We start from the raw sequence: 11,911 nt of genomic DNA on the forward strand, positions 1-11,911 counted from the left end.
CCCTCCGCTCTCCCGCCCGCCTCACGCCACGCTGCCCGCATCCCCCCAGCGCAGGCATTGCGTGAACGCGTGACAGACATGCTGCCTGAGTCCGCCGCTTCCCCCCCTGACGGAGACGCCAAATGAAGGCCGTACTGCTGGTCGACGATCACGCCATGTTCCGCGAAGCCCTTGCCATGGCGCTGGCGCACGCCATGCCGGCATTGACGGTGCACCCCGCCGCCAGCGGCCGGCAGGCGCTGGACGTGCTGGAGCGCCATAGCGGCATCGGCAACGTCATCATGGATTACTACCTGCCCGACATGGCCGGGACGGAACTTCTCAAGCGCTTGCGCCAGCGGCGCTCGCAATTGCGCGTGCTCGTGCTGTCGGCCTCGCAGGACCCCGAAGACGAGCGCCGCGCGATCGAAGCCGGCGCGCAGGGATTTCTGAATAAATCGGCCAGTTGCCAGGAGCTGGCTGCGGCGCTGGAAGCGGTCAACGCGGCGGCGGCCCCACACGGCGCATCCACGACCGGCGCGCCAGCCGGATCACAGGATGAAGCCGTGCTGCTTCGCACCCTGACACCGCGCCAGAGCGAAGTGCTGCGGCTGATGTGCGACGGCCTGCGCAACAAGGAAATATCCGAACGCCTCAACATGACGGAAAAGACCGTCAAGACGCATGTGTCGGCCATCCTGGGCTCGCTGGGCGTGCTTAATCGTACGCAGGCGACACTTGTGGCTCGGCGCGGCGGCGTGTTCGGGAAGCCCGCTTAGGATCGCCGCTGTCGGCGGCGACCTTGCCGCCCACGAGCGCGATCTCTCGCCCCGCCGCGGCGATGGTGTCCGGCCGATGCGCCACGATCACCCGCGTCATGTCCAGGCGGGCGATGGCCAGGTTGACCACCCTTTCCCGCGTGATGTCCAGATGGCTCGTCGCCTCGTCCAGAAACAGCAGCGCGGGTTGCTTGTACAGCGCGCGCGCCAGCAGCACCCGTTGCTTCTGCCCGCCCGACAATACCGTTCCCATATCGCCGACCAGCGTGTTGTAGCCCATGGGCATCGCGCAGATGTCGTCGTGGATAGCCGCGATCCCGGCGCATTCCGCGGCACGGTCGGGATCGTATTGTGGGTCAAAGAAGCTGATGTTTTCGGCGATGGATCCGGCAAACAGCACATCGTCCTGCAGCACGGTGCCCGCCATCCGGCGCAGGGTGGACGCGCCCATCCCGCGCACCGGCACGCCGTCGACGAGCACTTCGCCTTCGGTGGGCGTCAAGATGCCCAGCAGGATATTGATGAGCGTCGTCTTGCCGCCGCCGGACGGGCCGGTGATGGCAACCGATTCGCCCGGTTCGATGCGGAAGGTGATGTCGTCCAGCACGTAGGGCTCTTGCGGGCTGTAGCGAAAGCGCAGGTTGCGCACCTCGATGGCCGGCGACCGCGCCACGGCGCCATCCGCGCGCGGCATCTCGTCGGCAGGTTCCGGCGTTTCACGGACGATGTCGGCCAGGCGCTCGCCTTGCAGCCGCAGCATCTTCACGTCGACAAACTTGTCCAGCAACGCCGCCACCCGCTTGTCGAACAACGTCTTGTAGACCATGAAGGCCAGCAAGGCGCCGACGGTGAACTGGCCGTCCAGCACCAGCCTTGCGCCCAGCCACAAGATCGCGATCGACGACAGGCCGAACAGCAGTCCGTTGAAGGTGCGAAAGAACAGCGCCCATTTCTGCACGCGCAGGTCCGCATTGATCTCGTTGACCAACAGCGCCAGCCAGCGCGAACGCCGGTCATTCTGATGCTGGAAGAGCTTGATCGCCTTGACCCCGCGCACGGTTTCGAGGAAGTGCGATTGTTCTTTCGCGGCGTGGATGATGTGTTCTTCGGTGGCATACCGCAGCGACGCATAGCCCGACCATCGCGCCAGCCCGTACAGTGTCATCGCGCCCACGGCGATCCACGCCAGCGGCGGGCTGTACAGGAACATCAGCACCAGCGTGATCACCATGACGATGCCGTCCAGCACCGCCTCCAGGAACGACGTGGTGACGGTGCGCTGGATGGTGTCGATGGCGCCGAAGCGCGACACGATGTCGCCCAGATGCCGCTTTTCGAAGTAGCCGACCGGCAGCCGCAACAGGTGCGTGAAGACGTTGCTGCGCCATTGCAGGTTCAACGTCGTGCCCATGAACATCAGCATCCAGCTGCGCGCCACCGACGTCAGCTGCAGCATCACCATCAGCAGGCCGAACGCCAGCGCCAGCGTGGTGAGAAGATCGCGGTCGCCCGTGTTCAGCACATGGTCCACCACCCATTGCAGGAAAAAGGGCTGAACCACCGTCAGCACTTCCAGCGCCAGCGCCAGCAGCATCACCTGCGAAAACGCCGCCCCCAGGCCCGAGACGCGCCCGGTCAGTTCGCGCAGCCGGACCGACTGGTTCTCGTTGGCCGTCTGGAAATCCGGCGTTGGCCAAAGCTCCAGCGCCACGCCCGTGTACGACGCGGACAGCTCGCTGATGCTGCATTTCCGGACGCCCGAGGCGGGATCGATCAACGTGGCCGACCGCGCATTGATGTCGGTCAGCACCACGAAGTGATTGAATTCCCAATGCAGAATGCAGGGCAGCTTCAGTTTGCCGATGGCCCCCAGGCCTGCCTTGACTGGCCGGGACGCCAGCCCCAACTGGCCGGCCACATGGATCAGCGTCGCCAGCGTGGCGCCTTTGAGCGACACCGGAAATCGGCCGCGCAGGCTGGCCAGGCTTTGGTGGTGGCCGTGGAACCCCGCGACCATGCCCACGCAAGCCAGGCCGCATTCGGCGGCCTCGGTCTGCAGGAGCCTGGGCACCCGCCGTTTGACGCCCAGCGTCAGGCGATCAAGCATCGTCACAGTTTCCCCGACAATCGGTAGGCGGGATCGAACGCCCATTGATACAAGCGGCGCGTCTGCTGTAGCAAGTCCGCGTCCAGCCGCATCCCGGGCCGCAACGCCAGCGCCTGCCCCTGGGGCCCGTGCGCCGGCGTGTCCAGCGACACCGTGATCCGGTACATCGATTCCTTATCGCCCTGGCCCGCGGCGCCATCGATCATTTGCCATTCCGGCAGCGCGCTGCGCGTCACGGTCTGGACCACGCCGCGCTGCTGCCCGAAGGTCTGGTACGGGTAGGCCTCCAAACGGATCAGCACCGCATCGCCCGGCGCCACGAAGCCCACGGCGCGGCTGGGCGCGTACAGTTCGGCCAGCAACTTGGCGCCATCGGGCACGATCGTGGCCAGCGGGCGACGAGTATCCACCGCCTGCCCCACCCCCGCCGTCATGGCGGTCAGCACGCCGGCCTGCGGCGCCGTCACGACGATGCGGCGCTTGGCTTCGCTCTGGGTCAGGTCCACCGCCACGCCTGCCAGGTCGCGGTCCAGCAGCGCCAGCTGATTCTGCTGACGCAGGGTCAGGTCGGCCAGCGAAGATTTCCGGTTGGCAAGGTCCATGGCGATGCCGATGCGGTCGCGCAGCAAGGCCTGCAACTGGTTGCGCTGCTCTAACAGTTCGGCGCGCTTCTGGTCGGATTCTTCGGGCGACAGGTAGCCCTTTTCCATCAGGTTGCGATAGCGCTGCGCGCTGTCCTCGGCCAATTTGATGCGGCTGCGCTGGCCCTCGATCTGGCGGTCGATCGCCGCTAACTGCAAGGTCAGGCCCGCCACGCCAGCGGCCAGGTTGCCCTGCTCGCCCTGCTGCAGCAGCACGGTCTTCTGGCGCGCCTGGCGCAGGCTGTCTTCACGCTGCCGGATTTGCCCGCTAATGGCTTGCTGCGTGTCGCCCAGTGCGCTTTGCTGGTCCCCCGACACGACATACAACACGTCGCCTGCATTGACATGCTGGCCCTCGCTGGCCAGACGCTCCAGCACCACGCCCGCCTGCGGCACGTAGAGTTTGAGCAGGCCGGCGTCAGGCGCAAGCTGGCCGCTGACCGTCGCGCGCTTGGTATAGGTGCCGAACGCCAGGAACAGGCAAACCGCCAGCACAAAGCATCCCAACACCGCGGTGACCAACGCAAACGACACCGGCCGGATCAGGACGATGTCGCCCAGTCCGACGGAACGTTGCGCGGCAAGCGCCTGTTTTCGATAAAGCGACATAGGCTAGCCCTGGGACATATTGCCTGGACCTCTACTCCCGGCAGAAGCGCCAGCGCGACCCGCTTGATCGGGCCGCCAGACTACGGAATCGGATTGCGGGTTGGCGCCTTGCCTGCCGGCGCCACCCAATCACTTTTCGAAATAAAACGATCTTCCGTTGGCCAAGGGTCCGCTGGATTTAGGCACGAGCACGCCCGTGCGGCTCTGGCCCTGGCCGCCACTGATTTGCCCGATTTCTTCCTCGGTCAAGGGTTGGACTTCCCATTCCGGCATCTTGTCCGTCGGATTCGGTTGGTGGGCTTTCTGCATGAAGTTCTCCTGCTTGCTGACAAAGGAAGGCCGCGCCAGCGCCGGCCAAGCGGTCGCAGACGCCAAGCCCCCCTGCCCCATTGCGACGCTCAGAGGATAGGAGGGCTAAGCCGCCGGACTGCTCCTGGCGGACGGTATCAGCCCACCGGTGCAGGCGCATCGGTCTTTAGTCGTAGAGATCGGGTCCTGCCATCCGTCACCAAGCACATGGCGCGCGCCCCCCTTGCCCGGGTATATTCCCATTCGACAGAACGTTTCAAAATCTAAAATTTCGTACGAACATGATCGTCGGCATCGACCTGGGCACGACCAACAGCCTCATTGCGTACTGGAAAGATGGCGCCGCCCATCTGGTCCCCAATTCGCTGGGCGACACCCTGACCCCCTCCTGCGTCAGCCTGGACGAGGACGGCACCATCCTGGTCGGCCAGGCCGCCCGGCAACGGCTGCAGAGCCACCCGGGGCAGACCGCCTCGCTGTTCAAACGCCACATGGGCAGCAACAAGGAATTCCGCCTGGGCAAGCAGCGCTTCCGCCCGGAAGAACTGTCGTCGCTGATTCTGCGGGCGTTGAAAGAAGACGCCGAGGCGCACACTGGCGAAGCGGTCACCGAAGCTGTCATTTCGGTTCCGGCGTATTTTTCGGACGGGCAGCGCAAGGCCACCCGGGCCGCCGCCCAGCTGGCTGGCCTGCATGTGGAGCGCCTGATCAACGAACCGACCGCCGCCGCGCTGGCCTACGGCCTGCACCAGCGCGGCGGAGAGTCCCAATTCCTGGTGTTCGACCTGGGCGGCGGCACGTTCGACGTGTCATTGCTGGACATGTTCGACGGCGTCATGGAGGTCCGGTCCACCGCCGGCGACAATTTCCTGGGCGGCGAGGACTTTGCCGAAGCCATCACGCGGTGGTTCTTCGACGCCTCGGGCATTCCATCCAAGGCACGCGACGACGCGCAATTCATGGAACTCGTCGCCGCCCGCGCCGAAGCCGTCAAGCGCCGGCTCAGCGACGAAGCGTCGGCCGAGCTGGCCGTGGAATGGCGCGGCAAGCCCTACGCGCTGACGCTGTCCGACAGCCGCTACCAGGAACTGGTCGAACCCCTGCTGGCGCGCTTGCGGGCCCCGCTTGAACGCACGATGCGCGACGCGGGCGTGCGCGCGGCGGACATCGACGAAGTCGTGCTGGCCGGCGGCGCCACCCGCGCGCCGATGATCCGCACGCTTGTCACCCGCATGTTCGGGCGCTTCCCCTCGGTGGCCTTCAACCCGGACGAAGTCGTGGCGCTGGGGGCCGCGGTCATGGCCGGGCTGAAGGCGCGCGACGAGGATCTGCGCGAAGTCGTCATGACCGACGTCTGCCCGTATTCCCTGGGTGTCGAGGTGGTGCAGCAGCTGGCCGGCGGTGGCATGAGCGAAGGCCATTTTTCCCCCATCATCGAGCGCAACACCGTCATCCCCGCCAGCCGCGTCGCCAGCTATGCCCCCACGCAGGACCGCCAGAAGGCACTGCTGCTCAAGGTCTACCAGGGCGAATCCCGTCTGGTCCGAGACAACATCAAACTGGGCGAACTGCACATTCCACTGGAAGGCGGCACGCGCGAGGACGGCGCATTCGACGTGCGCTTCACCTACGACGTCAACGGCATCCTGGAAGTCGAAGCCACCCGGACCCTGACCCAGCAGATGTACCGGTTGATCATCCGCGGCAACGAAGACGCTCTGGACGACGACCAGATCGCGGCGCGCTTCGCGGCGCTGGCGCAACTGAAGATCCATCCCCGTGACCTGCTGGAGAACCGGACGCTGCTGGCCGAGGCCGAACGCGTCTACACCTTCCTGCGCGACATCGAACGCGAGCAGATGGCCGCGGAAATCAGGGGATTCGAAGCCGCGCTGGAACGTCAGGATGATCGGACGACGGCACAGGCGCGCACGCGCCTGCGTGAAGTCATCACCTACTTCGAACGCGCCAAGGTGTTCTTTCCCGAGACGGATCCCAGCTGAGGGGTGTTCATGTTCGACGTACTGGGCATTGCGCCGACCAGCGACGCGAAGGCGATCCGTCGCGCTTATGCGGCCGCGCTGAAGCAGATAGACCAGCAGACGCAACAGGCGGCGTTCGAGCAACTTCGCACCGCTTACGAGCGCGCGCTGGCTTGGGCGCGCCACCATCACGATCAACGGCCCCCCGGCGGCTCCGTCCAAGACCGGCCCGAGGCCGAAACCGACGCCGCAACGGAAGCGGAGGCCAAGGCTGAAGCCCGAAAAGCCGTAGGATCAGACGCCGGACCGTCCGCGGCCGCGCCCGTCGACTTCCGGATGAACCAGCCCCAGGTGAAGGTCCACGTACAAACGCACGCTGACGGCCCGGAAAACACGCGGCGGATGGCGCGCCAGCGGACCCGCGCGATCGAACGATGGGTGCAGGCGCTGATGCAGGCGGACGCGACGCAGCTGGAGGACGTGTGGCGGCAGATCCAGGCGGATCCCGCGCTGCTGCACCTGGACGCGGCCGACGAGATGTCCGCCGCGCTGCTGCATGCCTTGGCGCAACGTCCTGAGGGACGCATGCAGCTTTATCGGGAGGCCAGTTCCCGCTTTGGTTGGAACGAAGCGACCTTCCAGCTGCCCGGCCGCCCCGGCGTGCCCGCACTGGTGGAACAGGTCGAACATGACCGGGCCTTATGGCGCCGCCATACGCGCGCCTATCGCAAAGCGCACGAACGCGTCATCAAGCTGCTGCAGAACAAGCCCGGCCCATCCTGGCGTCAGGCGCGGCGGGTTGCGGGTCACGTTCACCGCATGCGCAACCAGGTTCCGCTTTGGTTCACGCTGCAAGTTCCGCCGGGCCGGCAAGAGGCCTACCTTGAGGCCGCGATGCGCGTGCCGCGCTACGCGTGGGTACTCGATACGATCATCACGTTTGTGCGCAACTGGTGGTGGCTCGCGCTCATCCTGATGGTGGTGCTCAATGGTATGTCCCAGGATGGCGGACTCAAAGGGCTATACCAGCAAGCCACCCCGGAACAGAAGGCGCAAGCCACCGGCATGAAGCTGTCCGCGACGGCGCCGGATCGAAAGATCGACTCCCGGATCAAGATGTCCCTGGAGACCATCCGGCCCAACGGAGACCATGTCTTCCTGATTTCGGACACCGTGGCGCCGAAGAACCGGAACTTTGCGCCCAAACTGATCGTGCCGCCCGTCAGGTATCCCTTTTCGTCCCGATTCAGAGACACGGAGGGCCAGGTCGTGCTCGGCCTGCAGCTGTCGGCCGCCGGTGTCTCCGACGCCTGGATCGTCCAGTCTTCAGGCGTCGGGGAACTGGATCAGGGTGCGCTCTGGACGCTGCGGGGCGCACGGACCGAAGGCGACTTCCCGCCGGGAGGCTTCATGGCTGAATTCACCGTCACGTTCACGCCGCCGAAGAAGCCGTAGTCGTCGGCTGCGATGCCTGCGCCGGGGCGTGCGATGCCAGCGCTTCCAGCCGTTCCGCCGACGGCACGAAGAACAGGCTGCCCGTCACGGCGCGGCTGTAGTCCAGCAGGCGATCGTAGTTGCCCGCCGGGCGGCCCACGAACATGTTCTCGAGCATTTGCTCGATCGGCGCGGGCGAACGCGCGTAGCCGATGAAATACGTGCCGAACTCGCCCACGCCCGGGCGGCCGAACGGCATGTTGTCACGCAGGATCTTCACTTCCTGGCCGTTCTCTTCCAGTGTCGTCAGGGCACTGTGCGAAGACGCCGGCTTGATGTCGTCGTCCAGTTCCACGTTCGACTGCTTGTGGCGGCCAATGATGCCTTCCTGGTTCTCGACCGTCAGCGCATTCCACCCCGCCATGTCGTGCAGATACTTCTGCACCAGGACGTAGCTGCCGCCTGCGAATTCCGAGTCCTCGTCGCCGATCACGGTGAAATCGACGGCCTCGCGGCCTTCTGGGTTTTCGGTGCCGTCGACAAAGCCGATGATGGCGCGCCGGTCGAAGTAGCGAAAGCCATGCACCTCGTCGACCACGGTCACGGCATCGCCCAGCCCGTTGACCAGCAGCGTCGCAAGTTCAAAGCAAATGTCCATGGCGTCCGCGCGGATGTGCAGCAGCAGATCGCCAGGCGTCGACACCGCGACCCGCGCGCCGTCGCCGAACACGCGGAACGGGTGCAGGGACGCCGGCCGCGGCTGGCCGAACAGCGCGTCCCAGGCGTCAGACCCGAACGCACAGACACAGGACAGGTTCTGCTGGGGCGCACGCGTCCTGACGGTGCGCGTCAAGGTGGCCACGTCGGCGCACCAGCCGCGGACGGTTTCGGCGGCGGCGGCCCCCGGATTCAGCGTGGCGACGATGAATATCGCGTGACGCGTCGTGGGGCTATGGACGGCTTGAGGCTCGGGCGGAAAGTCAGGCATGGAATCGGATGCTCAGGACGGGGGAATGGAGTTTCTGGCAGAAATTGTATCTGTTCGTCCAGGGATACCGTCCCCCTGCCTTGCATCCGCCATGCCGGCCGGTCAGAAGCGGTACGCCACGCCCACCGAGCCGAACACGTTGGTCTTGCGGTCCGTCAGCGGACTGTCGCGGGCGTCGCCCAGCAAAGTATTGACGCCGATCGTGGACACCGTGCTCCAGCTGGGATTGATGCGGTATATCCACGTGGAGTACAGGCCGACGTTCTTGAATCCCGATGACGGCGAGTACGTCGACAGGCCTTCGCGGCTGCGGGCCGATTGCGACGACGTGACGCCGTACCAAGTCTGCATATAGTCGCTGTTGGCCCATTCGGTGCGAATGCCGACCTGCACCGTGTTCTTCTCGGTCATCAGCGCCGCGTAGGACGCGCGCAGCTCCAACGTGCCGCCGTAGCCGCTGCGGGCCGCCTGCTTGTAGCCCGCGCCCAGCGAATACCGGCCTGGGCGCCATTCCACATAGGCACCATACGCGCCATGGAACTTGATATCGTCCAGCCCCTTGGTGAGGTCGGCGTCGTCGGCCTTGCGCCCCAGGGCCATCCCCACAAAGACGCCCGCGTCCAGGTCGGACGCCAATGAAGCCTTCAGTCCCATTGCCGGCAGCCCCATACGCGGCGTGATGAAGAAATTGCCCGATTGATAGTTGATCAGCGGAACCGGCAGCGCCCGATACTCACTGGAACCTTCATAGACGGGAACCGCTCCGACCCCCAAACCGATGAAGTTTGTGCTTTGCGCGTAGACGGCGCCAGCCCCGGTGAACATCACGCCTGCCAGCGCGCCTCTTGCTAATATACCCATCCGCATCAGGGCTTCCTTCAGTGTTATTACAGTGGCCGTGGGCGACCGCCCCCGGGTTTGGCCTGCATTGTCCTGAGCAACTTTTAATAATTCTTTAAGGCTTCGGCGGAACGCGCCGAAGACGGCTCTGGAGCTTGCTTGCGTATCCTGCTGGTAGAAGACGACCCCATGCTGGGCGATGCCTTGCGCGCGGGCCTGATTCAAGACGGCGCCACCGTGGACTGGGTGCGCGACATGCCCGAAGCGCACCTGGCGCTGGTGGACCACGGCTATCAAGCCGTCCTGCTGGATCTGGGGTTGCCGGATGGCAGCGGCTTGACGGTGCTGAAGGCGTTGCGCGCCCGCTTCGACACGACGCCGGTCCTGATCATCACCGCCCGCGACCGCCTGAGCGAGCGCATCCAGGGCCTGGACGCCGGGGCCGACGACTATCTGGTGAAGCCTTTCCAGCTGGATGAACTCCTGGCCCGGATGCGCGCCGTGCTCCGCCGCAGCAGCAACAGCGTGGTGTCCGCCTTGCGCTGCCGCGACGTGGTGCTGGAGCCCGCGCGCCGCACGGTGACGCAGGGCGGCAGCGAAGTCAGCTTGAGCGCGCATGAATATCACACGCTGCTGGCCCTGATGCAACGCATGGGCAACACCGTCAGCCGCGATCAATTGGAAGTGGCCGTCTACGGCAGCAGCGGCACCATCGAAAGCAACACGGTGGCCGTGTACATCCATCAATTGCGCCGCAAGCTGGGCGACGGGCTGATCGAAACCCAGCACGGCCTGGGCTACCGCATCGTGCCGGACGTGTCGCTATGAAGACACTGCGCAAGCAAGTCGCGGTCACGCTGTTCCTGGCGATGGTCGCTACGTGGGTGACCGTCTTTTCCCTGATCTACCTGGAGCAGACCCGCGCCGAAACCGGCATGTCGGACCAGAACCTGCGCGATGGCGCGCAGAAGGCGCTGCTGTCGATGCCCACCAGCCTGCTGCAGGCCACGTCGGCAGGCGAAGACCGGTTCGAACTGCCGGGCGCCGCCCGCTTCGGCGGCGAGTCCATCAACTTCCAGGTCTGGTCGTTGGCCGACAAGCGACTGCTGGTGCAATCGCCCTGGGCGCCCGACGAACCCCTGGTGCAGGACTTCAGCAACGGCTTCCATGACGTTGTGCTGCGCGGCGAGCCCTGGCGCGCCTACGCCGTGTCGGACGCCGATGGCCGCATTCAGGCGCAGTTCGCCAAGTCGAGCGCGCAATTGCGCAAGGAAACGACGCGCCGCATGTGGAGCGGCCTGGCGTTCCTGAGCGTGCTCTTTCTAATACTGACCGGCCTGACTTGGCTGGTCATACGCCGCGCGTTCCGCCCCGTGGACCGCGCGCGCGACGCCATCCTGGGCCGCGCCGGCATGGACCTGACGCCGCTGCCCACCGCTGGCATGCCCGGTGAACTGCAGCCGTTCATCCGGTCCATCAATGACCTGCTTGAACGCCTGTCGGCCTCGCTGGACCGCGAACGCCGCTTCCTGGCCGACGCCGCGCACGAACTGCGCACGCCGCTGGCCGCCCTGAGCGCCTACGCGGAACTGGCGGTCCGCAGCGACACGCCGCAGGCGCGCGCACAAGCGGTCGACAAACTACGCGACGTCGCCACCCGCACCACCCGCCTGGCCGAGCAACTGCTGGACCAGGCCCGCACCGAGGCCCAGAACGAAGGCCCGGCGGAACCCGTGGCGCTAGACCGGTTGGCGGAAATGATCGTGCGCGACAGCGAGGCGCTTGCCAATCGCAAGAACCAGCGAATCAGCCTGGATGCCAAGACCGTGGAAGTCAGCGGCGGCGTCGACGCCCTGGGAGTGTTGCTGCGCAACCTGCTGGACAACGCCTTGCGCTACACGCCCGAGGGCGGCCGCGTGGCGGTATGCTGCGGCCCCTTGCCCGACGGCGGCGCCCAACTGTCAGTCGCGGACAATGGGCCGGGCATCGCCGCTGCGGAGCGCGAACGCGTGTTCGACCGCTTCTACCGCAAGGCCGGCACGGTTGAGCGCGGCAGCGGCATCGGCCTGTCGCTGGTGGCGCAGGTCGCCGCCAGGCACAACGCGCGGATCGAGTGGGGGCCGGGCCTGGACGATTGCGGCGTTGGCATCACCGTCACGTTTCCCCCCGGCGGCGCCTAGTACGGGCACTTGCCCTGCCGCGGCTTCGGCGCGCTGACTCAATCCTCGGCGGCAACGCGTTGC

At 65.9% G+C, this 11,911-nt stretch carries 10 protein-coding genes; 5 read left to right on the forward strand and 5 right to left on the reverse strand.

Annotated elements, in window-relative coordinates; genetic code table 11:
- The first annotated feature begins 122 nt into the window (after positions 1–122).
- Complete coding sequence (locus HG262_RS11460) at positions 123–758, forward strand: response regulator transcription factor (protein ID WP_169271135.1); 636 nt, start codon at positions 123–125, stop codon at positions 756–758.
- Here the strand turns inward: HG262_RS11460 and HG262_RS11465 are convergent.
- From HG262_RS11465 to HG262_RS11475, 3 genes are all read right to left on the reverse strand, one after another.
- Positions 697–2,871 (reverse strand): peptidase domain-containing ABC transporter, encoded by a 2,175-nt coding sequence (locus HG262_RS11465; RefSeq protein ID WP_169271136.1) that lies wholly within the window; start codon positions 2,869–2,871, stop codon positions 697–699. The genes HG262_RS11460 and HG262_RS11465 overlap by 62 nt on opposite strands.
- A complete protein-coding gene (locus HG262_RS11470) occupies positions 2,868–4,115 on the reverse strand; it encodes an HlyD family efflux transporter periplasmic adaptor subunit (RefSeq protein WP_169271137.1) in 1,248 nt (415 codons plus the stop codon). The genes HG262_RS11465 and HG262_RS11470 overlap by 4 nt, the downstream gene beginning before the upstream one ends.
- A gap of 129 nt (positions 4,116–4,244) precedes the next feature.
- A complete protein-coding gene (locus HG262_RS11475) occupies positions 4,245–4,424 on the reverse strand; it encodes a hypothetical protein (protein ID WP_169271138.1) in 180 nt (59 codons plus the stop codon).
- Positions 4,425–4,705: 281 nt separating this feature from the next.
- Here HG262_RS11475 and HG262_RS11480 point away from each other — a divergent pair, with 281 nt between their 5' ends.
- On the forward strand, positions 4,706–6,427 hold the full coding sequence (locus tag HG262_RS11480) for a molecular chaperone HscC (RefSeq protein ID WP_169271139.1): 1,722 nt from the start codon (positions 4,706–4,708) through the stop codon (positions 6,425–6,427).
- 9 nt (positions 6,428–6,436) lie between these two features.
- Positions 6,437–7,861 carry a TonB family protein gene (locus tag HG262_RS11485; RefSeq protein ID WP_169271140.1) on the forward strand — a complete coding sequence of 475 codons (1,425 nt, stop codon included), beginning with the start codon at positions 6,437–6,439 and terminating at the stop codon, positions 7,859–7,861.
- Here the strand turns inward: HG262_RS11485 and HG262_RS11490 are convergent.
- Both HG262_RS11490 and HG262_RS11495 read right to left on the reverse strand, forming a co-directional pair.
- Positions 7,839–8,828 (reverse strand): Dyp-type peroxidase, encoded by a 990-nt coding sequence (locus HG262_RS11490; RefSeq protein ID WP_169271141.1) that lies wholly within the window; start codon positions 8,826–8,828, stop codon positions 7,839–7,841. The two genes, HG262_RS11485 and HG262_RS11490, sit on opposite strands and share 23 nt — an antisense overlap.
- Before the next feature lie 102 nt (positions 8,829–8,930).
- Positions 8,931–9,695 carry a MipA/OmpV family protein gene (locus HG262_RS11495; RefSeq protein ID WP_169271142.1) on the reverse strand — a complete coding sequence of 255 codons (765 nt, stop codon included), beginning with the start codon at positions 9,693–9,695 and terminating at the stop codon, positions 8,931–8,933.
- A gap of 132 nt (positions 9,696–9,827) precedes the next feature.
- On the opposite strand from HG262_RS11495, the gene HG262_RS11500 reads away from it, so the two are divergent.
- Positions 9,828–10,496, forward strand: a complete 669-nt coding sequence (locus tag HG262_RS11500; protein WP_169271143.1) for a response regulator transcription factor — start codon at positions 9,828–9,830, stop codon at positions 10,494–10,496.
- Positions 10,493–11,848, forward strand: coding sequence for an ATP-binding protein (locus HG262_RS11505; RefSeq protein ID WP_169271144.1), 1,356 nt, complete (start codon positions 10,493–10,495; stop codon positions 11,846–11,848). The genes HG262_RS11500 and HG262_RS11505 overlap by 4 nt, the downstream gene beginning before the upstream one ends.
- Positions 11,849–11,911: the final 63 nt, after the last annotated feature.

It is taken from the genome of Achromobacter sp. Bel, from assembly GCF_012928505.1.
Taxonomy (GTDB): domain Bacteria; phylum Pseudomonadota; class Gammaproteobacteria; order Burkholderiales; family Burkholderiaceae_B; genus Achromobacter.